The sequence below is a fragment of the Microbacterium invictum genome, assembly GCF_014197265.1.
In the GTDB taxonomy this organism is placed as follows: domain Bacteria; phylum Actinomycetota; class Actinomycetes; order Actinomycetales; family Microbacteriaceae; genus Microbacterium; species Microbacterium invictum.
Map to the genome: position 1 here is coordinate 1,760,506 of NZ_JACIFH010000001.1, position 22,710 is coordinate 1,783,215.

Here is a 22,710-nt window from a genome sequence, read left to right on the forward strand (position 1 = left end):
AGGAAGGAAGTGCAATGATGCATTCTCGATCGAACATCCGCACCCGGGGCGCGGCGATCCTCGCGGTGGGCGTCCTGCTGCTAACCGCCTGCTCCAGCAGCGAACCCGAGGAGCCCGACGACACTGCGGCAGACCCGGGCGGCACGTCCGACGCCGTCGCCGCCGCCGAGGCGTTCCTCGGCCCGTGGCTGGGCGAGGGCGACAAGAACCTGCTCATCGACGAGCCGCTCGACGCGCCCGTCGAGCCGGGCACCCACGTGGTCTACCTCGACGTGGGCACGCCGGTCAGCGCCGTGATGTGGGGCAACCTGCAGGCGCCGGCCGAGCTGCTGGGCCTGAAGCTCGAGCGGATCGAGGTGGGCCGCGATGCGCAGAGCATCAACTCGGCTATGAACACCGTCGTCGAGCTCGAGCCCGACGGCATCATCAACATCACCCTCGACCCGATCTTCTTCGAGTCGCAGATCGATCAGCTCGAAGAGCTGGGCATTCCGATGGCTTCCGGCTCGGTGATGAACACCGTCGAGTTCGGGCTGCCCGAGGCGTTCAACGGTCCCGACTGGATGATCGCGAACGGCGAGGCGCTCGGCGCAGCGGCGATCCAGCGTTCCGGCGGCGCCGAGGAGATCGTGTTCTACAACGTCCCGGAGTTCCCGTTCTCGTCGTATGAGCTCGAGGGCGTCGAGTCCAAGATCGGCGACCTGTGTCCCGACTGCACACTGCGGGTCGTGGACATTCCGATCGCCGAGCTCGGCTCGACTGCGTCGGACCGCGTCGTCAGCGACCTGCAGGCCAATCCCCAGACCGAGTACTTCATCGCGGCCGTCGACGAGGTGCAGATCGGCTTGCCGCCCAAGCTCGACCTGGCCGGCATCGAGGTTCCGGGCATCGGCATGTGGACCGCCCCGCCGAACTACGAGCAGATCGGCGCCGGCGACCAAGACGCGACCCTCTCGGTCGACCTCGCCCTCATGATGTGGACCGTGCTCGACCAGCTCCTGCGAGAGATGGGCGACCAGGACTACGAGTGGCCCGATGTGGCCACCCGCGCCTCGACGCTGACCCGCATCACCGAACAGGCCAACGTGCCCGAAGACCCGGTGGTCGGCTACATCGCGATCCCCGACTACCAGGACCGCTTCGCCGCCAACTGGCTCGTCGAGTGATCGATGGATGCCGGGGAGGCGCCGTGCCCGATCGCTGCGCCTCCCCGGCATCCGCCCCCCTCAACCACACCGAGAGGAACCCGTGGACACTCCCCTGCTGCGCATCACGGACCTGGTGAAGGCGTTCCCCGGGCTGACCGCGCTCGACCGCGTCAACCTCGACGTGCACGCCGGGGAGATCGTCTCGGTCGTCGGGCACAACGGGTCGGGCAAGTCGACGCTTGTGAAGATCCTCGCGGGCGTCTACACGTCCGACGGCGGGTCGGTCGATCTCGCCCGCGGCACCGGGGTGCACTTCATCCATCAGGACCTCGCGCTGATCGACGAGCTGACCGCCGCCGAGAACCTCACCCTCATGCAGGGCGACGGGGCTGCCGCTCTGCGGCCGTACCGCGGCCGCGCCAAGAGCGCCCACGCCCGCAAGTCGATCTCACGCTTCGGGCCGCCGTTCGACGTCGACGTGCCGATCCGCCGGCTGACCCCGGCGCAGCGTGCGGTCGTCGCCATCAGCCGGGCGCTCGAGGGCTGGGAGCATTCGGCGAACGTGCTGGTGCTCGACGAGCCGACCGAGTCACTGCACCGCAGCGAGGTCGAGGTGCTGTTCGAGGCCGTGCGGCGCCTGGCCGCGGGCGGCACCGGCATCATCTTCGTCTCGCACCGGCTCGACGAGGTGCTGAGCCTGTCGGACCGCATCGTCGTGCTGCGCGACGGCCGCAAGGTGGCCGACGACCCCGTCGCAGACGTCGACGAGTCGCGGCTGATCACGCTCATCACCGGCAGCGAAGCCCTGGCGGCACGCACCCGGCGCGGCGCCGATCACGCGGCATCCGCCACCCCCGTCGTCCGCATCCGCGGGCTGCGCGGCGGCAGTGTCGAGCACCTCGACCTCGACCTGCATCCCGGTGAGATCGTCGGCATCGCCGGTGTCCTCGGCTCGGGCCGCGAAGCGGTGCCCTCGCTGCTGTACGGCGCGAGCGCCGGCACCGCCGACGAGTTCACCGTCTCGGGCGAACCCTACGAGTCGCGATCACCCGCCCGCAGCCTGGCGCGCGGCCTCGCCTTCGTCCCCGGCGACCGCGGTCGGGTCGGCATCGTCCGCGAGATGACCGCGCGCGAGAACCTCACCCTGCCGCAGCTGAAGACCCTGCGCGGACCGGCCGGGTCGCTCTCGACGCGCCGCGAGCGAACCGAGAGCGCGCAGCTGCTGGCCGAGTACGACGTGCGCCCCCCGCGCACCGAACAGCGGATCGCCCTGTTCAGCGGCGGCAACCAGCAGAAGATCGTCATGGCCCGCGCCCTCCGCGACAAGCCGGTCGTGCTGCTGCTCGACGAACCCACCCAGGGCGTCGACATCGGCGCGAAGGCCACCCTGTACGCCGCGATCGAGCAGGGCGCCGCAGCCGGCGCCGCCGTGGTGGTCAGCTCGTCCGATGCCAAAGAGCTGCTCACCGTCTGCGACCGCGTCGTCGTGATGCGCGAAGGCCGCGTCGCGGCCGTGCTGAGCGGCGCCGACCTGACCGAGCATCGCCTCGTCGCCGAAGGCTACGGCCTGCCATGACCCCGTCCGTCCCCTCCCACCCGAGGAGCACCCCGTGAGCACTACGCGAGCCGACATCCTGCGCGCCCTGTCGTTCCGCAACATCAGCGCGATCTACATCTTCATCGTGCTGTTCGCCGTCTTCTCGATCTGGATTCCCGACAAGTTCCTGCAGGTCGGCGTCTGGCGGTCGCTGCTGGATGCCGAGGCACTCACCGGCATCGCCGCGATCGCCGCGCTCATCCCCCTGATCGCCGGATCGCTGAACCTCGCGATCGGCGCGCAGGTCGGCTTCAGCGCGATCCTGTCGGCGTGGATGCTCGGCAAGGCCGGCCTGCCGATCGCGCTGCAGTTCCCCGCGGTCCTGCTCGCCGGCGCGCTGATCGGCCTCGTGACCGCGCTGGTCATCACCCGGCTGAAGGTCGAGCCGATCATCGCGACGCTCGGCATGAGCTCGATCCTGCTGGCGGGCATGGCCTGGGTGTCGGGCAGTCAGCAGATCCTGGGCCTGGACCCCGCCTACCGCCAGATCGCGTCGGCCCAGTTCCTCGGCATCACCGTGCCCGTGTGGACCCTGCTGGCCGTCGCCCTGGTCACCTGGTACGTCCTCGAGCGCACGGCGGTGGGCCGCCGCACCTACGCGGCCGGCTTCAACCCCGAGTCGGCGCGCCTGGCGGGCATCGACGTCGAGCGGCTGCAGATCGGCACGCTCGTGGCCGGCGGCGCGCTCGCGGCCCTCGCGGGCGCACTGCTGACCAGCCGGCTCAACGCCGGCGACCCGACAGTCGGCCCCAGCTTCCTGCTGCCGGCGCTGACGGCCGTGTTCCTCGGGTCGACGCAGTTCAAGGGCGGCCGGTTCAACGTGCTCGGCACGATCGTGGCGATGTACGTGCTCGCGGTCGGCATCAAAGGCCTGCAGCTGGCGGGCTCCCCCCGCTGGGTCAACGACCTGTTCTACGGGCTCTCACTGCTGCTGGCCGTCGCCCTCTCGCAGTGGGAGAAGACCTCGCGCCGCGGGGCCGCCATCGACCGGGCGATCCGCGGCAGCCGTGCGCGCCGTGCCGCCGGCGACAACACGAACACGAACGTCACCGTGTCGTCCTGAGGGGTGGATGCCGGGGCTACGCGGCCGTGTCACCGGTCCCGGCCGTGGGCTCCGGCGCGGACGGGTAGACCTGCACGGCGCCGGCCGGGCGCGGTGTCAGGCCGAGGACGATCGCGAGGATCCCGAGCAGCACCGGCACCAGGACGGTGAGCATCGACTGCAGCTGGAAGAACACGAGCACCGGCTCCGGCCCCATCGATGCGACGGCGACGCCGACCACCTGCACGAGTGCGTACGATCCGGCGATGACCGCGAGTGCCCACGCCGGCGCCCAGCGCCACCGCCCGGGCACGACTCCCGCCCGGCCGATCGCCATGACCGACGTAAGCGCCGCGCCGAGCCACAGCACCGCGGCGACGGTCGCCCAGATGCCGTACGCCTCGAGGTCGGCGGCGGTCTGGCCCGAAGGGAGGAAGAGCGTCACGACCCCGTTGAGGAACGGCCACCCGGCCAAGGCGAACAGGGCGATCATGCCGGGCGTCCGCCGCGCGACCACCGATCCGCGACCGTGGAGTCCCAGCGCGAACACCACCAGTGCCGCCGCCAACAGCGCGACCCCCAGCCAGTAGCCGACCTGTCGCGACCCGGCGATGGCATCCATCCCCGTCATCATGACCAGCTGCAGCAGGGCGCTCGCGATCAGCAGTCCACCGCCCCATACCCACGCGGTCACGGGTCCGTCCGGCAGGGTGGGCGAAGCGGCATCCCTCATGCCGGTCAGCCTATCGACGCGCTCGGCCTTCGTACCCACCCGGTGATGGATGCCGGCGCTTTCGGCAGTCGCCTGCGCACAGTCCGAGCCCCGCACACCCGCACGAAGCGACTGCTGAAGCCGGCTATGGTGGACCTAAAGGCCCTGCCAGTCGGGCTTGTTCGCGAAGGCGTAGCGGTAGTAGTCGGCGTCCTGCAGCTGCGATGCCGCCGCTTCGTCCACGACCACGGTCACGTGCGGGTGCAGCTGGATCGCCGAACCGGGCAATGATGCCGTGACCGGACCCTCGACGGCACCGGCGACGGCGGCGGCCTTGTTCTCGCCGAACGCGAGCAGGAACAGGTGTCGCGCTTCGAGGATGGTGCCCAGGCCCTGCGTGATGCAGTGCATGGGGACGTCGTCGATCGAGTCGAAGAAACGCGCGTTGTCTTCACGCGTCTGCTCGATGAGCGTCTTCACGCGGGTGCGCGAGGCGAACGACGAGCCGGGCTCGTTGAAGCCGATGTGGCCCGAGGTGCCGATGCCGAGGATCTGCAGATCGATGCCGCCGGCATCCGCGATCGCACGGTCATAGTCATCGCCGGCATGCTCGATCGTCTCCAGCGAACCGTTGGGCGTGTGGATGAGGTCGGGGTTCAGTCCGAGCGGCTCGACGACCTCACGGGTGATGACGCTGCGATAGCTCTCGGGGTGGTGCGGATCGATGCCGACGTACTCGTCGAGCGCGAACCCGCGCACCCGCGACACGTCGATCCCGGTCAGGCGCGGTCGCAGCGCCTCGTACACCGGCAGCGGGGTCGATCCGGTCGCCAGGCCCAGCACGGCGTCGGGCTGACGACGGATGAGCGCGGCGATCTCGTCCGCGACCAGCACACCGGCGGCCGCGGCCGACGGGACGATGACGACTTCAGCCATGAGCGAGAGGCTCCCTTTCCTCGACGGGGTCGGCGTCGCCGATCAGAGCGGCGCCGAGCGCCGCCGCGGGCGAACCGGGCGGCAATAGCTGCACCCTATCGCCCAGGCGCAGCGAACGCATGAACGCGGATGCCGCGGCGCTGCGCTCCAGCTCGGTGACCACCGGGGTGAGCACGCGGTCGGCCAGCGCGGTGATGCCGCCGCCGAGGACCACGGCATCCACATCCACCGTCAGCACCAGCACCCGGATGGCCGAGGCGACGCCGTACGCGAAGCCGGCGCGCAGCGCGATCGCCTCGGCGTCGCCGGCGTCGGCGGCGTCGAACACATCGCGGACGGGCAGCGCGGTGCTGCGACCCCAGCGTCGGGCGAGCGATCCGCCGCCGCTGAACGCCTCGATGCAGCCGTGCTGGCCACACGGGCACAGCGGCCCATGGGGGTCGACCGAGATGTGCCCGACCTCGCCGGCTGTGCCGTGCACGCCCCGCCAGATGCGGCCGTCGCGCACGAGCCCGGCGGCGATGCCCGTGCCGAGGTTGAGGTAGGCGACCGTGCCGGTGCCGCCGTGCATCGCATACCCGCCGACGGCCGCCGCCTTGACGTCGTTCTCCGCGCGCACCGGCACGCCGAAGACCGGCCCGAGCGCGGCGCTCAGATCGAGACGCTCCACTCCGAGATTCACCGCGTGGTGCACCGTCGCGGTGCCCTCGGCCACCTGCCCCGGAATGCCGATGCCGATCGACGTGACGTCGTCGGGACGGACGCCGGTGACCTCGGCCAGCTCGCGCACGGAATCGGCGATCGTGGCGACCACGGCATCCGGTCCCCATCCCGTGGTCCGGCGCACGCGTCCGACGATCATGCCATCGGGCGCGACGGCCACTGCGTCGGTCTTGGTGCCACCGACGTCCAATCCGAACCGCATCAGCCCTTCACCGCTCCCGATACCAGTCCCCCGGTCATCCGGCCCTGGACGAAGAGGAAGAAGATGACCACGGGGATCGCGATCAGCGTCGACCCCGCCATGACCGCACCCCAGTTCGTCGCCTCGGTGGCCGACTGGAAGGAGTTGAGCCACGGCATGAGGGTCAGGTTGTAGCCCTTCATGAGCAGCAGCGCCATCGTGAATTCGTTCCACGCCTGGATGAACGCGAAGATGCCGGTGGACACCAGACCCGGCGCCAGCAGCGGGAACGTCACCCGCCAGAACGCCTGCGTCTTGGTGCAGCCGTCGATCATGGCTGCCTCTTCGAGATCGGCGGGCACGCCGGCGACGAACCCCCGCAGGGTCCAGATGGTGAACGGGATCACCGTCGCCGTGTAGACGATGCCGAGCCCCAGCAGCGTGTTCATCAGGCGCCAGTCATCGATCATGCCGTAGATCGTGAACATCATCGCCTCGCCCGGGATCATCTGCACGATGAGCACCGAGACGATGAATCCGCGTCGCCCGCCGAAGTGGAACCGAGCCACGGCGACGGATGCCAGGAACGCGAACAGCAGGGTCACGACGAGCACGCCGCCGGTCACCGTCATCGTGCTGATCAGCGCGTGCGGGAAGTCGGTCTGACCCGGCGCCGCTTCGCGGGACCACGCGGTGACGAAGTTCCGGAACGTGGCCTCGAACGGGAAGAAGCTCGGCGTACGGCTGATGATCTGGTTGCTCGGGGTGAGCGCCATGTTCACCATCCAGTACACCGGGAACACCGAGCACAGGAAGACGATGAGGGCAGCGATGTTCAGCAGCGTGCGGACGGCGACCCGGCGCGGGGACGGGCGTCGCGACTGTGCGGAGCGGCGCCTCGGCCGGGCAGGGGTGCCGCCGTCGAGCACCTCTTCGACACCGGCGGTGCCCAGCTGCATTCCGGAGCTGACCTGGGTGCTCACAGTTCTTCCTCTTTCAGGGTGGTGCGCACGTAGCCCCACGACAGGACGAGCAACAGGACGACCATCACGACGCCGATGGCGCTGGTGATGCCGAACTCGCCGACGCCCTGACGGAACAGGTACGTGCCGAGCACGTTGGTCTCACTCGCGATGCCGCCGCGCGACTGCAGCGCATACACCTGCGTGAAGATGCGCAGGTTCCAGATGATCTGGAGGACCAGCACGACGGTGAGGACGCTGCGCAGATAGGGGAACACCACCAGGCGGAACCGCTTGAGCCCGGTGGCACCGTCCAGCGATGAGGCTTCGAGTACTTCGCCGGGTACCTGGCCGAGGGCGGCATAGGTGGTGAAGGCGACGAACGGGATGCCCTGCCACACCACGATGATGGTGAGCACGACGAAGAACGTCCACGGGTTCTCGAGCCAGGAGTGGTTGGTGAAGTCGCTCGTGCCGGTGATCGTGTTGAGCAGGTAGTTGACCACACCGTACTTCGTGTCGAAGATCCATCCCCATACGACGGTCGCCGCCAGCGGGGGCATCGCCCAGGCGAGCAGCAGACCCACCGAGACGGTGATGCGCCAGGTGCGCGACAGACGGGTCATCAGCACGGCGATGAGGACGCCGAAGAAGACGATGAAGGCGGTCATGGCGACCATCAGCCCGAGGCTGCGGACCAGGACATCGGGGAACTGGGAGGCGGTGAACACCTCGATGTAATTGTCGAACCCGACGAAGTTCGGCCAGGTGCCCTGCACCTTGTTCTTGACGGAGTAGTCGGTGAACGATTGGTAGATCATGACGCCGGCCGGGTAGCCGACCATGACGGCGAGGATGATCACCGAGGGCGACAGCAGCGCCCAGCCGTTGCGGGCTTCGCGGCGCTGCGTGCGGCTGCGAGCCGGCGCGCTGCGGCGTGACGGGCGCGTGGGCGCGGCGTCGGGTGGTGCGATGGTGGCGGTCATCTCGCCTCCTTCCAAGAGTGTGACATGGCGAGGGGCCCCGGGGCTGCCGGGACCCCTCGCCATAGGCAGCTGAACGGGTCAGCCGTTGAGGATGGCCTCGATCTGCTTGTCGAGCTCCTCGGCGATCGGCGCCACGTCATTGCCCTGAGCGATCTTCACAAGCGCGTCCGGGATCACGAGCGACGACTCCACCTCGGCCCAGTTCGGGCTGGCCGGCACCGACTTCGATGCCGCGGTCGCCGTGGCCGCAGCCTGGGTGATCTCGTCGTCGGGCAGGTGCGAGGCGAACGACTTGAGCGCGGGGATCAGGCCGTTCTCGGCGAGGATCGACTGGTAGCCCTCCGAGAGGATGATCTTCAGAGCGGCGGATGCCATCTCCTTCGAGTCGCTCTTCGCTGCGATCGCGACGTTCGACCCGCCGGCGAACACCGGCGCTGCTTCACCGGCGGTCATGCCCGGCAGCGGGAAGGCGTGCAGGTCGGCGCCGTAGGTGTCGGGGCAGCCCGGGTTGTCGGCGTCGGTGGGAGCGAGGATCGACCACTTGACCCACGACGGAGCCGACAGGTAGCCGATCTCACCGGCGCAGAACGGCACCTGCGGGTCGGCCTCGTTCGAGTCGGCCGGGGCGACGTTCGCGTTGAGGTACACGTCCTGCAGCATCTCGAGTCCGGCGATCGACTCGGGGCTGGAGAACTGCGCGTCCCAGCTGTCACCGTCTTCGACGGCGACCTCGCCGCCGTTTGCCCAGACGAACGCGAGAGCGTTGTACCAGTCCTTGCCGGGGGCCCAGATACCCGAGAGCGTGTCGGTCGTCAGCGCCGTGCCGGCCGCCACGTAGTCGGTGAGCGTCGCGGGGATGTCGTCGCCGGTGATGCTCGACGAGTAGAAGACGATGCGCGAGCCGGCGTAGTACGGCACGGCGTACAGGCTGTCGCCCTCGCTGCCCAGCGTGACGAAGCTGGCGAGCATGTCGTCGCCGCCGAGCTCGTCCTTGAGGTCGGTGATGTCCTCGAACAGCCCCTGCGCGATGAAGCCCTGCGACTGGGTGTTGCCGACCTCGACGATGTCGGGGGCGTCGTTCGACGAGAGGGCGGCCACGTATGCCTCGTTCGTGTCGGCCCAGGTCTTCTCCTCGATCGTGAGGGTCCAGCCTTCGTTCTCGTCCTCGAACGTGGTCTTCAGGTAGTCGCGGGCGGCGTCAGGCGTGTCCGTGCCGACCAGCCACACGGTGAGGTCACCGGTCTCCGCAGCACCCGGGTCGGCATCATTGCCGCCGCCCGAGCAGCCGGCGAGCACGACAGCCGAAGCGCCGAGAAGCGCGAGGGCTCCGAGCTTCTTGTTCATGGTGTCTTCCTTCTGTTCTCTTGGTTGTCTCAGGGGTCGGGTGGAACCCATCCGGGGGATGACGGGCGTCAGGACACCCCTAGTTGTCCTGACAGGACCATGACGGCCGCGCCGCGCAGGACGATGTCCTCGCCTTGCTCCGTCATGCGCACTCGGATGCCGTCGTGGAACTGGGCCAGCGTCCGAGTGCGGAGTGTGTCGACGGCGGCCTCCGCAAGGGGACCGTCGAGCAGTTCAGCGGGGCCGGAGAGCACGATCTCCGACAGATCGAGGGCGCCGACGACGGGTGCCAGCGCGATGCCCAGGCGCTCACCGGCGTCGCGGAGTACCGCGTCGGCCTCGGCACCGGCATCCTGTACCCGCGCCCCCAGCGACGGGGCGGACAGCCACGCTTCGAGGCAGCCCACCTTGCCGCAGACGCACGCCGGGCCGCCGTCGGTGCCGACCGTGACGTGGCCGATCTCACCGGCGGCGAACCGGCTGCCGCGCATCGGCTGACCGCCGGCGAGCAGGCTCGAGCCGACACCCTTGCCGACCTTGACGAGCATGATGTCGTCACCCGCGCCCCCGAAGGTGTACTCCGCGAGGATGGCGGCGTTCGCGTCGTTGGCGACCACCACGGGCGCATCGAGTGCGGCGGCCAGCGTGCCCTCGAGGTCGACATCGGCCCAGCCGAAGTTGGGGGCGGTGAGCACCACGCCGCGGTCGTTCACGACACCGGGCGTGCCGACGCCGACGCCCAGCACCGGTGCGTGCGCGTCGGCGACGAGGGTGCGCGCGAGGTCGACGACCACCGCGAGGATGTCTGCGGTATCGGCGGGCACATCGGCGTCGTGCCGGGCGACGATCTCGCCGTCGAGCGTGAGGATCGCCCCCAGGAAGCGGTCGCTGCCGGACAGGTCGATGCCGATGATCCGGTGGCCTTCGCGGTCGAGGTCGACCAGGATGGCAGGTTTTCCGGGCCCGCTCATCTCGCGCATGCCCCGCTCGACGATGTACCCGTCCGCGATGAGTTCGGCGACGAGGTCGGAGATCGTGACCCGCGTCAGGCCGGTCTCGCGCGACAGGTCGGCGCGGCTCATGGCACCCTGGTGGAACAGGGTCTGCAGCACGAGGGACCGGTTGTGCGCGCGGGCGTGCTCGGGCAGCACCTTGGTGGAGTGGCGCAGCACGCGGCCTGCCCCGAAGGATCGGCCAGCGGTCGCGTTGGTCTCACGGGTGCTACTCTGCATGTTTGTTAGTAGACCTTACGAACAAACATCGCGCAAGTCGTGGACGTGATTTGGTAGGCGTGTTTACAAAACTGTTACATTCCGTCGACCGCTCCCGGATCACTCCCAGCACCGCCCGCCAGGATGGAACGATGACCCGCCGCCTGTCCTCCGTGCCCGTCGTCGTGGTCCTCCTGCTCGGGCTCGTCGCCTGCGACTCCCTGTCCGAACCCGCGCCCACCGCCGACTCGCAGTCTGTCGCCTCGGCGTGCGGCGAGGTGAGCGAAGCGGTCGCCGACGCCGTGGCGGCCCTGGGCCAGGTGGATCCCGCCGACCCGGCTGCCGCCGCCGACGCGATCGCCGAGGTGGGCGAGCGTCTGCACACGGCGTCGGACTCCGTGACGAACTCGGACGTGGCCGCACTGCTGCCCGGAATGCAGGATGACCTCGCCGCGATCGGCGCGGCACTCGTAGCGATCGCCGGCGGCGACCTCTCGCAGTCGGCGGCGCTGGCCGCGCCGATCGCGAGCATGCAGAAGTCGTTCTCACGGTTCCGGGAGCTGTGCGACCCGTCGTGAACGCGCGGATCCTCCCCCGCTCCGCATGAACTCCCATCCGGGGTGGTGACTTCCGGGCCCCGCGCGGGCAGTCTGGTTCTGCCCGTCGCCGATCGTCAGGAGGACCCCTCGTGCAGCCACCGCTGGCCGGCCTGACGCGCAAGAACCTCGTCACCGAGCTGCTCGCGGGGGTGACGCTCCTGGCGATCGCCATCCCGCTGAACATCGGCTACGCGCAGATCGCGGGACTCCCCGCGACGGCGGGCCTGTACGCCCTCATCGTCCCCACCGTGATCTACGCGCTCGTCGTGTCGTCACGTCAGCTGGTCGCCTCGCCCGATGCCGCGGCCGCGGCCCTGGTCGCCTCGTCGATCGGGGGTCTCGCGGCGGCCGGCAGCGCCGGCTACGCCACCATGGCGCTGGCCCAGGCCATCATCTGCGGCGTCATGTTCGTCCTACTCGCGGTGTTCAAGCTGGGATTCCTCGCGAACTTCCTCAGCAAGCCGATCCTGGTCGGGTTCGTCGGCGGGCTCGCGCTGGACATCCTGGTGTCGCAGATCGCGAAGATGCTGGGGGTGCACATCGACTCGGGTGGCGAGTTCGTCGAGAAGATCGGCGGTCTGATCACGGGGCTGCCGACTCTCAATCTCTGGTCGCTGGCCATCTCGGTCGTCGGCGTGGCGATCCTGCTGCTGGGCCGGCGCCTGCTGCCGTTCGTGCCGTGGGCGCTGGTCGTCCTGGTCCTCGCGACGGTCGTCGTGGTGGTCGCGGCGCTCGATCAGCAGGGCGTCGACGTACTCGGCGAGGTGCCGGCCGGCGCACCCGCGGTGACCTGGCCGATGCTCGACTGGATGCAGTGGCTCGCCCTGATCCCCTCCGCGATCGCGCTGACGCTGGTGACCACGGCCGAGGGACTGCTGGTGTCGCGCTCCTACGGAGAGAAGCGGCACTACAAGACGCGCCCGAACCGCGACCTGTTCGCGTTCGGACTGTCGAACATCGCCGCCGGCGCGCAGGGCAGTTTCGCCGTCGGCTCGTCGACGAGCCGCACCGCCGCCATGGATCAGGCGGGATCGCGCACACAGCTGCCGTCGATCGTCCTGGCCGTGGGCACACTGCTGCTCCTGCTGTTCGGCACGGCGCTGCTCGCCGACATCCCCTCCCCCGCGATCGGCGCGATCGTGGGAGTCGCGATCCTGCCGCTGCTGGGGATCAAGGACTTCCGCCGGCTGTGGCGGATGGACCGGTTCGAGTTCGCGATCGGGGCGACCTGCTTCCTCGTGACCCTGTTCATCGGATCGATCCCGGGCATCCTCGTCGCCTTCGTGCTGGCGCTGATCAACCTGGCCAAGCGCGCCGCGAGCCCGGCGATCGACGTGCTGGCCGCCGACGACAAGCCCGGCGAGTCGCTGCTCGACGACGCACCCGCCGGTACGGTGACCGCTCCCGGCGTCATCGTCGTCCGGATGGCGGCACCGCTGTTCTTCGCGAACGGCGATGTGTTCAGCCAGGCGGTGAAAGCCGCCGTCACCTCGCCGGGTGAAGGCGTGGTCCGGCACCTCGTCGTCGACATGGAGGCCGTCACCGATGCCGACGTCACCGCGGCCGAGGCCTTCGACAGCCTGAAGGAATGGCTCGCCGACCACCACGTGTCCCTCGCGTTCAGCCGGCTGCGTCCGCAGTCGCGGGAGCGACTGCAGGCCCTCGGCATCCTCGCCGACGAGACGATCTACCCCACCAACCGCGCAGCGGTGGCAGCCCTCGCCACCGTGCGCGAGTAGGCCGGCTGCGGCGAGACGCGCTCGAAAGCGGGTTAGCGTGAGCGCTGTGACATCCCCCTCCGCCCGGTCTGCGCGTGCCTCCTGGCTGATGCCGACGCTCGCCGGCTACCGGCGCGCCTGGCTCGCTCCCGACATCGTCGGCGGGCTTGCCGCCGGCGCCGTCGTCGTGCCGCAGGCCATGGCGTATGCGACCATCGCCGATCTGCCCGTGCAGGTCGGGCTGTATACGTGCATCGTGCCGATGCTCGTCTACGCACTGCTGGGTGGCTCCCGCGCGATGAGCGTATCGACGACCTCGACCATCGCGACTTTGACGGCGACCACGCTCGTGTCGGCCGGTGTCGCGGTGGGATCGGACGATGCGCTCGGCTCGCTCATGACACTCGCGCTTCTCGTCGGCGTGGTCCTGGTCATCGCTCGTCTGCTCAGGCTCGGCCCGCTCGTCGAGAACATCAGCGGTGCGACCGTGCTCGGACTCAAGATCGGCGTCGGTGCCACGGTGGCGGTCGGGCAGCTGCCCAAGCTGCTCGGCGAGACGTTCAACTTCTCCGGGCACGGGTTCATCCGCTCGCTCGTCGCCGTCGGCGAAGCGTTCGACAGCGTGAACTGGCCGACGATCTGGCTCTCGGTCGGCTCGATTCTCGTGCTGGTACTGCTCCAGAGGTTCGCCCCGCGCATTCCCGGGTCGCTCATCGTGGTGGCCGCCGGCATCCTGCTCGTCGCGTTCACCGGCATCGATGACGCGGGCATCGAGCTCATCGCTCCCGTGCCGAGCGGCCTGCCGGTGCCCGGCCTGCCCGATTTCTCGCAGATCGGCGCACTCGTGCCGGGCGCACTCGCGATCGCCGTCATGGCGTTCCTCGAATCGGCGGCAGTGGCCCGCGGCATCCGCAAGAGCAGCGAACCGCAGATCGACAGCGACCAGGAACTGCTCGCGACCGGCGCCGCCAACATCGCCGGGGCGTTCTTCACCACGATGCCCGCAGCCGGCGGCTTCTCGCAGAGCGCCGTGAATCAGAGTGCCGGTGCGAAGACCCAGGTGGCGACGATCGTCACGGTCGTCCTCGCGCTGCTCGTGGCGCTGTTCCTCGGCCCGGTGCTCTCGCTGCTCCCCCAGGCCACGCTCGCCGCGATGGTCTTCGTCGCCGTCATCGGCCTCATCAACATCCCCGAACTCGTGCGCTGGGCGCGCATCAGCCCCATCGACTTCTGGATCGCCCTCGTCGTCGCGCTGGTCGGCCTCACCGCGGGACTCCTGACGGCTGTCGCGGTCGGCGTCGCCATCACGCTGATCCTCGTTCTCCGTGAGATCAACATTCCCCGCCTGGACGTCATGGATCGCCGCGAAGACGCCATCGCCATCCATATCGGCCGCGGGCTCTACACCGCCAACGCGCTCGCCAACGAGCGCGCGATCATCGCGATGGCGACGACGCCGGACGCGCCCGTCGGCACCGTCGTGCTCGATCTCGATCGCCTCGACATCGTCACCATCACCGTGCTGGACGCGCTCGAAGACCTCGACCGCGAGCTGACTGCGAAGGGCGTCACGCTCCACCTGGCCGCTCTGCCCGCCGGCGCCGCTGCCGTCGCGAGCAAGGTCGGCTGGTACGCGAACCTGCAGGATGCCGGACGCGTGCACGCCACCGTCGCGGAGGCGATGGCCGCCACGGCACGGTGATCGCGGCCCCGTCGCGCAGCCACCCGTCATGGGTGAGCGGACACTCCCGGCATCCTGGCCGACGCGTGCGTTCACAGCTTCGGCGGAGCGGGATCCAGACCGCGTCCCGTACCATATGAAGGCGCGGGTGCGCGAAACCGGGGGGTGTGTACCGTGACCGATCTGGCTACGAGAGACCAGGCCGACGAGTCGGCCGGCTCGTCGTCGACCGCTGCCGAGACCCCGGCCGTCGCGTGGGCACCGGTGGAGTCGGCCGCGAAGAAGCGTCGCCTCGGGCTCTGGATCGGCATCCCCGCGGGTCTTGCCGTGGTGGGCCTGGTCGCCGGCTCGCTCGTACTGATCGCCCCGGGCACCGCCGTTGCGGGTGCCCCCGTCGGCTTCCAGACCGCCGGCAGCGCCACCGACTCCATCCAGAACCGGCTCGCCGAGACCACGATCACGTTCGGCGAGGGCGGACCGACCCTCACGGGCGCCGAGCTCGGTGCGAGCGTGGATGCCAGTGCCCTGGCCGCACAGGCCTATGACGAGCGCCCGATGTGGAACGTGTCGCAGTGGTTCGGCGACCCGGTCACCGCCGACGTCTCGATCGACGCCGAGGTCGCCACCGCGGCGCTGCGTGCCGCCTCCCCCGGACTGTTCACCGACCCGGTCGCCGCCACGATCGCGTTCGACGGCAAGGCGTACGTCGCCACTCCCGCCGAGGCGGGCGTGGGCGTCGACATCCTCGCGATCCAGTCCGCGCTGAACGACGCATTCGCCGCCGGCGAGACGAGCCTGACGCTCACGCCCACGGCATCCGTCATCGAATCCACCACCACCACCGCGAACGCCGAAGGCACCGCCAGCGCCCTCAACGCGATGCTGGCGAAGGTGGGCTTCTACGTGGGTGACGAGCGGGTGGTGCCGATTGCGGCGGCCACCGCGGTGGAGTGGCTGACGGTCGAGGCAGACGACTCCGGCCAGTTCACGATCGCCGCGGACGCCGCGAAGATCCAGCCCTTCGTCGACGCGCTGGGGGACAAGGTCGACCAAGAGCCGGTGAACGGCAGCGTCATCGTGAACTCGGCCGGCAAGGTGCTGGCCACTCCGGTCGCCGGTCAGGACGGTCGCGTGCTGGGCGACACCGACGGGGTGGCCAACGCCTTCGCCGACCAGCTCGCCTCAGGTGATCCCGCCTACCAGCTGCCGGTCGAAGTCACGCCACACTCGATGGCCGAGTCCGTGCGACTGCTCGAGGTCGACCTCAGCGAGCAGCGGCTCTACGTCAAGGAGAATGGCGCGGTCACCGACTCGTGGGCGATCTCCAGTGGCCTGGACATCTCGCCCACCATCCAAGGCCGGTACGCGATCAACTGGCACGTCCGCTCGCAGACGATGACGGCGTCGGATCCCGACAACCCGTACTGGAACTACGAGGTCGAGAACGTCGAATGGGTCATGTACTTCAACGGCGACCAGGCATTCCACGGCATCTACTGGCACAACAACTTCGGCAACCAGATGAGCCACGGCTGCGTCGGCATGCCGAACTACCGCGCGCAGCAGATCTACAACTGGGCGCCCGACGGCGTCGAGGTGTGGATCCACGCCTGACCGGGCTCCCCCCGTGCGCGCGCGTGCCCGCGCGTGTCCCGGCCGCGAGAGAACAACTGGCCGCCGAGAGAACAACTGGCCGCCGAGAGAACGGGTGAAGGGCGTTCTCTCGTCCGTGAGGTGTTCTCTCGTTTGTCAGGCGTTCTCTCGTCCGTGCGGTGTTCTCTCGTCGGTAGGTGGCGCCGGGGGGCGCGAATAACGTTTCCCAACACCCGGTAGGTTGTGTGGATGCCACGTTTCGACCTCCCGCTCGAGGAGCTCCAGTCCTACACGCCCGACGTCCGCGAACCGGCCGACTTCGATGACTTCTGGCGCGCCACGCTGGCCGAGGCGCGGGCGGCGGCGCAGGATCCGGTCGTCGAGCCGGTCACCTCGCCGCTGACCACCATCGACGTCTTCGACGTGACGTTCTCGGGGTACGCCGGCGATCCGATCAAGGCGTGGCTCACGGTGCCGCGCGGTGCCACCGAGCCGCTGCCGGCGGTCGTCGAGTTCATCGGATACAACGGCGGACGCGGCCTGCCGGTCGAGCGGATCGGCTGGGCGTCATCGGGCTACGCGCACCTCGTCATGGACACCCGCGGCCAGGGCGCGCTGTGGGGCGTCGGCGGGCACACCCCCGATCCGCACGGCAGCGGCCCTGCGACGCCGGGGTTCATGACCCGCGGCATCCTCGACCCCGCCGAGTACTTCTACCGGCGCGTGTTCACCGACGCGGTGCGCGCCGTCGACACCGTCCGGGCGCTGCCGCAGGTCGACCCCGCGCGGGTGACCGTCGCCGGGGTGAGCCAGGGCGGCGGGATCGCGCTGGCGGCTGCCGGACTGTCCGAAGGCCTCGTGGCGGTGCTGCCCGATGTGCCGTTCCTGTGCCACTTCGAGCGGTCGGTGGGCATGACAGGGCACGACCCGTACGAGGAGGTCGTCCGCTATCTGTCGGTGCATCGCGGCCAGGATGACCGGGTCTTCGAGACGCTGTCATACTTCGACGGGGCGAACTTCGCGACCCGCGCCACCGCTCCGGGGCTGTTCTCGGTGGCGCTGCACGACATGATCTGCCCGCCGTCGACGGTGTTCGCGGCGTTCAACCGCTACGGCCAGGCCGACAAGCAGATCGAGGTCTACACGTACAACCAGCACGAAGGCGGCCAGGCCGTGCAGTGGATGGTGCAGGCGGAGTTCCTCGCCGCGCGAACGTGATGGATGAGTGGATGCCGGGGCCTCCGGCATCCACTCGCCTTCGGCCGGTCAGTTCCGCGCGCGACGCCGGCGCAACCGGACCGTCATCAGCACGAGGTCGGCGACCGCGTCGACGATGAGGAGCACGGCGACGACGCCCGCGGCGATCACCCACCATGGCCGCGGGGCGGACGACCACACCCACGCGAGCACCGGGATGCCGACGGCCAGTTCGGGGATGACCGTCGCCAGCACCGCGAGCGGCTTGCGGATGCTCAGCGCGTGCAGGCGGCGCAGCGGGCCACGGCGGCGGGTCTGGTCGAGCGCGTCCTGATCGAACCGGCGCAGCGAGTCTCGGATCGCGGCCCACAGTCCGAGGGGCTCGACCTCGATCGCGTCGGGCAGCGCACCGCCTTCGGCGACATCGGCGGCCAGCGCCGCGACGTCGTCGGGCAGGCCGATCGCCGTGAGCACCCGGGCGAACCATTGCGCGTCGTCATCCGACTGCAGCGCCCCCGACACGGCCTGGGCGTCGACATGCGCGAACGGCGCCTCGGCGCGCAGCGCCGACAGCTGAGAGTCCGGCTGCCGGTGCGGGTCACCGAGCATCTCGAGGATCGGCACCGTCGCAGACGCCACTTCACCGGGCGCGAAGACGGGGGTCAGCGTCGCCGTCCGCGCGAGCGTCGCCTGACCGGGCAGCACGCCACGACCCACCAGCACGCTCACGTACCGGTCGCCACCGAATCCGGACAGGGCGATCACCGGCCCCTCGCCCGCCATCCAGCCGTGCTCGTGCTGGTCGGAGTTCTCCGCCGTGAACTGGACGATGAGGTACTCACCCACCCGCGCGGCGCGCAGCGGCGATGAGACGTCGCGCGCCAGCAGTGGCAGCGCATCGGTGCCCGCACGACAGATCACCACGTCGGTCAGCGTCTGGTCGTCCGTAACGTCCACCCAGTGCAGGCCCGCTTCGGAATCATCGTCCCCGAGGGTGTCGTCCGGGGCCGCCTCATCTCCGGCGTCGTCATCACCCGATGCGTACTCCCCTGCGATGTCGGCCTCGCAGCCGGTCGCCCGGGCGAGTTCGACGACGACGTCCGCGAGCGCCGGACCGGGCGCCGGGCCGTCGGCCGTGCTGACGAGTACGCGCTGGTCGCCCGTGACGGCGAGGCACAGCTGCACCGGCAGCTGCTCGATGGTCAGTCCGGCGGCGGCCCCGAGGGAGTCGAGCGCGTCGCGACCGACCGAGGCGAGCAGGTTCCGCGCGCGCAGGAGCGCGGCGACCTTCTCGGGCGAGCAGTCATGGGCGGCGCTGGGCCGCACTTCTCCGGGCACGTAGTCGATCACCGGTGTTGCGGTCATGGCCTTGATTCTGTGCAGGGGAAACGGAGAGGGGGTGGATGCCGCGGCATCCACCCCCTCTCTCACGATGAGCTACCGGAGGTTGTCGATGACCTCGTTGAAGACGGCCGACGGGCGCATGATGGCCGTGACCAGGTCGACGTCGGGGCGGTAGTACCCGCCGACCTCGGCCGGGGATCCCTGCACGGCGAGCAGCTGCGCGACGATCTCGTCCTCGCGGGCGGCGAGCGTCTCGGCGACGGGCGCGAACGCGGCGGCCAAGTCGGCGTCGGCGGTCTGCCGCGCCAGCTCCTGCGCCCAGTACAGGGCGAGATAGAAGTGGCTGCCACGGTTGTCGGTCGTGCCGAGCTTGCGTCCCGGCGACTTGTCGTTCTCGAGGAATGTGCCCGTCGCGGCATCCAGCGTGTCGGCGAGGACCTTCGCCTTGGGGTTGTCGTTCCGCTCGCCCAGATGCTCGAGCGAAGCCGCCAGAGCGAAGAACTCGCCGAGCGAGTCCCAGCGCAGGTAGTTCTCGGCGACCAGCTGCTGCACGTGCTTGGGAGCCGAGCCGCCCGCACCGGTCTCGAACAGGCCGCCGCCGGCGAGCAGCGGGACGATCGAGAGCATCTTCGCGGAGGTGCCGACCTCGAGGATCGGGAACAGGTCGGTGAGGTAGTCGCGCAGCACGTTGCCGGTGACCGAGATGGTGTCCAGGCCCTGACGCAGGCGGGCGAGCGTGTACCGCGTGGCCTCGGCGGGCGGCAGGATCGAGATCTGGATGCCGGTGGTGTCGAGCGTCGCCAGCCCCTGGTGGACCTTCGCGATCAGCTGCGCGTCGTGCGCTCGGTTCACGTCGAGCCAGAACACCGCCGGTGAGCCGGTCGCACGGGCCCGGGTGACCGCGAGGCGCACCCAGTCCATGACGGCGATGTGCTTGGTCTGCGTGGCACGCCAGATGTCGCCGGCGCCGACCTCGTGCTCGATGAGCACGGTGCCCTCACTGTCGAGCACCTGCACGGTACCGGCCGAAGCGATCTCGAACGTCTTGTCGTGGCTGCCGTACTCTTCGGCGGCCTGGGCCATCAGGCCCACGTTCGGGACGGTGCCGATCGTGGTGGGGTCCAGCGGGCCGTTCGCGATGACGTCGTCGATCACGGCCTGGTAGACACCGGCGTAGGACGAGTCGGGGATCACGGCGATCGTGTCGTCCTCGCCGCCGTCCGCGCCCCAGAGCTTGCCGCCGTTGCGGACGAGCGCGGGCATCGACGCATCGACGATGACGTCGCTCGGGACGTGCAGGTTGGTGATGCCCTTGTCGCTGTTGACATACGACAGACGCGGGCCGTTGTCGATCGCGGCGGTGAAGGCGGCGGCGATCGCGTCTCCGCCGGCGATGTCGGCGAGGCCGCCGAGGATCGTGCCGAGCCCGTCGTTGGCCGACAGGCCCGCCGCGGCGAGCTGCTCGCCGTAGGTGTCGAAGACGTCGGCGAAGAAGGCACGCACGACGTGGCCGAAGATGATCGGGTCGCTGACCTTCATCATCGTGGCCTTCAGGTGCACCGAGTACAGGACGTTCTCGGCCTTCGCCTGCGCGATCGTGTCGGCCAGGAACGCGTCGAGCGCGGCCGCCGACAGGAATGTCGCGTCGATGACCTCGCGAGGCAGGACCTTGAGGCCCTCCTTGAGCACCGTGACGGTGCCGTCGGCCGCGGTGTGCGCGATGGTGAGGACGTCGTCGTGGGCGGCGACCCACGACTTCTCGTTGGTCTTGAAGTCGTCGTGTTCCATCGTGGCGACGCGGGTCTTCGAACCGGCGGGGAACGGCTTGTTCAGATGCGGGTGCTTGCGCGCGTAGTTCTTCACCGACAGCGGCGCACGGCGGTCGCTGTTGCCCTCGCGCAGCACCGGGTTGACGGCCGACCCCTTGATGCGGTCGTAGCGGGCGCGGATGTCCTTCTCCTCGACCGTGGCCGGGTCGTCCGGGTAGTCCGGGATGTCGAAGCCCTGTGACTGCAGCTCGGCGATGGCCGCCTTGAGCTGGGGGATGGATGCCGAGATGTTCGGCAGCTTGATGATGTTCGCCTCGGGGAGGGTGGCCAGGCCCCCGAGCTCCGCGAGGGCGTCGCCGACCTGCTGCTCGGGAGTGAGGCGCTGCGGGAACGCCGCCAGCACGCGTCCGGCGAGCGAGATGTCACGCGTCTCGACGTGCACTCCCGCCTGGCCGGTGTAGGCCTGGATGATCGGGAGGAAGGAGGCGGTGGCAAGTGCCGGCGCCTCGTCCGTGTACGTGTAGATGATTGTGGGCTCGGTCACCTGAAGCGTCTTCCGTATAGGGCGGGATCGGGGATGGTTCCAGCCTATCCCACGGGGCGAAAGTCTCTTGATGTCGAGATACTTCCGATGCTGTACAGAAGCATGATGCAATCCGTGGTGCCGCGTGCGCCCGGCGCCGGGTAGCCTGTTGGCATGACTGAGCTCCGACTTGTAGAACTGTCGGCCACGACCATCGTGGCGGTCAACAACATGTCCCTCAAGCCGGGCCAGGAGCAGTTCCTGGCGCCGACCAGCTACGCGGTCGCCGGCGCTGTGGTCAACCCCGCCACGTCGTGGCAGCGCGTCGTGCTCGACGGCGAGGAGGTCGTCGGGTTCGTGAGCGCGAACTTCGACGACGAGGCCCCGCAGGAGCACTTCCGCTCCGTGCTGTGGCGCATCAACGTCGACGCCGACGATCAGGGTCGCGGTGTCGGCCGGTTCGCCGTCGAGAGCCTGCTCGAAGAGGCCCGCATTCGCGGCAAGGACCACGTCTATGTGATCTACGAGGCCGGCGAGGGCGGGCCCGAGGCGTTCTTCCGCCGCGTGGGCTTCACCCCCGTGGACGAGACCGAGTACGGCGAGGTCGTCGCCGAAGTCCGGCTCTAGCGTCCCCGGCCGGCGCCGTCGCCCTGGCCGCACTGCCCCTCCAGCCGGCCACCCGGCGGTAGTGTGAGCGCACGGCGGAAGGGGTGGGGATGAGCTTCTTCGAGGCACCCAGCGGCCAGATCCCGCCACCGGTGCCGCAGCGCGGACGACGCGCCAGCCGCGTCCTGTTCCTCATCAGTGCGGTGCTCGCGGTCGCGTTCCTCGGCACGTTCTATCTCGACGAGTTGCCCCTCCCGGTGCGCACCTGGGTCGCCGAGTCGGTGCCGGCCGCGCGGGGCCTCGTCGGCATCCCACCAGACCCCGAAGCGGAGGTCGCCGACCTCGCCGAGCGGATGCAGCTCACCGCCGAGGGACGCCTCATCTTCTACGACGCCGAACCGGCCATCGTCGACGGCGCCGACATCGCGCGTATCTGCACCGACGGCGAAGAGCTGCCCGGCGGTCTCTACCACGCCGGCTGCTACCTCGGCACGGACCGCATCTTCCTGCTGCGCGAACCGCGCACGCCCGTGCTGGTGACCACGGCCGCGCACGAACTCCTCCACGCCGTCTACCGGCGCATGGACGACGCCGAACGCGCCCGCGCCGACGCCCTGGTCACGGTCGAGATGGCGCGCGTGCCGTCGAGTGACCCCGTGCACGCGCAGATCGAGGCGTCCGTCGGCGACAATTCCTCCGCCCGTCCCGACGAGCGCTTCGCCTACCTCGGCTCGCAGATCGTGCTCGACGGCGGCTTCGCGAGCGAGCTCGAGACCCTGTACGCGCGGTACTTCGAAGACCGGACGAGTCTCGCGTCGGCGAGCAGCCGGTACTGATC

General features: G+C 69.7%; 19 protein-coding genes. 10 read left to right on the forward strand and 9 right to left on the reverse strand.

Going from position 1 to position 22,710, the window contains the following annotated elements; all coding sequences use genetic code 11:
• The first annotated feature begins 14 nt into the window (after positions 1–14).
• From BKA10_RS08445 to BKA10_RS08455, 3 genes are all read left to right on the forward strand, one after another.
• Entirely contained in the window at positions 15–1,166 is a 1,152-nt protein-coding gene (locus tag BKA10_RS08445; protein ID WP_183499486.1) for a sugar ABC transporter substrate-binding protein, read from the forward strand.
• Positions 1,167–1,248: 82 nt separating this feature from the next.
• The gene (locus tag BKA10_RS08450; protein ID WP_183499487.1) at positions 1,249–2,724 is read left to right on the forward strand and encodes an ATP-binding cassette domain-containing protein; all 1,476 of its coding nucleotides are present in this window, start codon (positions 1,249–1,251) and stop codon (positions 2,722–2,724) included.
• A 34-nt stretch (positions 2,725–2,758) separates the two neighbouring features.
• On the forward strand, positions 2,759–3,808 hold the full coding sequence (locus tag BKA10_RS08455) for an ABC transporter permease subunit (protein WP_183499488.1): 1,050 nt from the start codon (positions 2,759–2,761) through the stop codon (positions 3,806–3,808).
• Between the two features lie 16 nt (positions 3,809–3,824).
• On the opposite strand, the gene BKA10_RS08460 is transcribed toward BKA10_RS08455, so the two are convergent.
• The 7 genes from BKA10_RS08460 to BKA10_RS08490 all read right to left on the reverse strand — a co-directional run bounded on the left by BKA10_RS08460 (position 3,825) and on the right by BKA10_RS08490 (position 10,863).
• A complete protein-coding gene (locus BKA10_RS08460; RefSeq protein ID WP_183499489.1) occupies positions 3,825–4,520 on the reverse strand; it encodes a hypothetical protein in 696 nt (231 codons plus the stop codon).
• Between the two features lie 135 nt (positions 4,521–4,655).
• The gene (locus tag BKA10_RS08465; protein ID WP_183499490.1) at positions 4,656–5,435 is read right to left on the reverse strand and encodes a glucosamine-6-phosphate deaminase; all 780 of its coding nucleotides are present in this window, start codon (positions 5,433–5,435) and stop codon (positions 4,656–4,658) included.
• On the reverse strand, positions 5,428–6,360 hold the full coding sequence (locus BKA10_RS08470) for an ROK family protein (protein WP_183499491.1): 933 nt from the start codon (positions 6,358–6,360) through the stop codon (positions 5,428–5,430). The genes BKA10_RS08465 and BKA10_RS08470 overlap by 8 nt, the downstream gene beginning before the upstream one ends.
• Complete coding sequence (locus BKA10_RS08475) at positions 6,360–7,322, reverse strand: ABC transporter permease subunit (protein ID WP_183499492.1); 963 nt, start codon at positions 7,320–7,322, stop codon at positions 6,360–6,362. The genes BKA10_RS08470 and BKA10_RS08475 overlap by 1 nt, the downstream gene beginning before the upstream one ends.
• Positions 7,319–8,287 carry a carbohydrate ABC transporter permease gene (locus BKA10_RS08480; RefSeq protein WP_183499493.1) on the reverse strand — a complete coding sequence of 323 codons (969 nt, stop codon included), beginning with the start codon at positions 8,285–8,287 and terminating at the stop codon, positions 7,319–7,321. The genes BKA10_RS08475 and BKA10_RS08480 overlap by 4 nt, the downstream gene beginning before the upstream one ends.
• Before the next feature lie 78 nt (positions 8,288–8,365).
• Positions 8,366–9,631: an extracellular solute-binding protein gene (locus BKA10_RS08485; RefSeq protein ID WP_183499494.1), complete on the reverse strand. Its 1,266-nt coding sequence runs from the start codon at positions 9,629–9,631 to the stop codon at positions 8,366–8,368.
• Between the two features lie 68 nt (positions 9,632–9,699).
• Positions 9,700–10,863, reverse strand: coding sequence for an ROK family transcriptional regulator (locus BKA10_RS08490; protein WP_183499495.1), 1,164 nt, complete (start codon positions 10,861–10,863; stop codon positions 9,700–9,702).
• Between the two features lie 131 nt (positions 10,864–10,994).
• On the opposite strand from BKA10_RS08490, the gene BKA10_RS08495 reads away from it, so the two are divergent.
• The 5 genes from BKA10_RS08495 (at position 10,995) to BKA10_RS08515 (ending at position 17,651) form a co-directional block, all read left to right on the forward strand.
• Positions 10,995–11,420, forward strand: a complete 426-nt coding sequence (locus BKA10_RS08495) for a hypothetical protein (RefSeq protein WP_183499496.1) — start codon at positions 10,995–10,997, stop codon at positions 11,418–11,420.
• A 110-nt stretch (positions 11,421–11,530) separates the two neighbouring features.
• Positions 11,531–13,180 carry a SulP family inorganic anion transporter gene (locus BKA10_RS08500; RefSeq protein WP_183499497.1) on the forward strand — a complete coding sequence of 550 codons (1,650 nt, stop codon included), beginning with the start codon at positions 11,531–11,533 and terminating at the stop codon, positions 13,178–13,180.
• Between the two features lie 46 nt (positions 13,181–13,226).
• Positions 13,227–14,861 (forward strand): SulP family inorganic anion transporter, encoded by a 1,635-nt coding sequence (locus BKA10_RS08505; RefSeq protein ID WP_248198859.1) that lies wholly within the window; start codon positions 13,227–13,229, stop codon positions 14,859–14,861.
• 153 nt (positions 14,862–15,014) lie between these two features.
• Positions 15,015–16,454: a L,D-transpeptidase family protein gene (locus BKA10_RS08510; protein ID WP_183499498.1), complete on the forward strand. Its 1,440-nt coding sequence runs from the start codon at positions 15,015–15,017 to the stop codon at positions 16,452–16,454.
• Positions 16,455–16,682: 228 nt separating this feature from the next.
• Positions 16,683–17,651 (forward strand): acetylxylan esterase, encoded by a 969-nt coding sequence (locus BKA10_RS08515; protein ID WP_183499499.1) that lies wholly within the window; start codon positions 16,683–16,685, stop codon positions 17,649–17,651.
• A 48-nt stretch (positions 17,652–17,699) separates the two neighbouring features.
• Here the strand turns inward: BKA10_RS08515 and BKA10_RS08520 are convergent, their stop codons facing one another.
• Entirely contained in the window at positions 17,700–18,995 is a 1,296-nt protein-coding gene (locus tag BKA10_RS08520) for a hypothetical protein (RefSeq protein ID WP_183499500.1), read from the reverse strand.
• A 72-nt stretch (positions 18,996–19,067) separates the two neighbouring features.
• The gene (locus BKA10_RS08525) at positions 19,068–21,287 is read right to left on the reverse strand and encodes an NADP-dependent isocitrate dehydrogenase (protein ID WP_183499501.1); all 2,220 of its coding nucleotides are present in this window, start codon (positions 21,285–21,287) and stop codon (positions 19,068–19,070) included.
• 153 nt (positions 21,288–21,440) lie between these two features.
• Here BKA10_RS08525 and BKA10_RS08530 point away from each other — a divergent pair, with 153 nt between their 5' ends.
• Both BKA10_RS08530 and BKA10_RS08535 read left to right on the forward strand, forming a co-directional pair.
• Positions 21,441–21,893 carry a GNAT family N-acetyltransferase gene (locus BKA10_RS08530; RefSeq protein WP_183499502.1) on the forward strand — a complete coding sequence of 151 codons (453 nt, stop codon included), beginning with the start codon at positions 21,441–21,443 and terminating at the stop codon, positions 21,891–21,893.
• An 89-nt stretch (positions 21,894–21,982) separates the two neighbouring features.
• Positions 21,983–22,708 carry a hypothetical protein gene (locus BKA10_RS08535; protein WP_183499503.1) on the forward strand — a complete coding sequence of 242 codons (726 nt, stop codon included), beginning with the start codon at positions 21,983–21,985 and terminating at the stop codon, positions 22,706–22,708.
• The last annotated feature ends 2 nt before the right edge of the window (positions 22,709–22,710 follow it).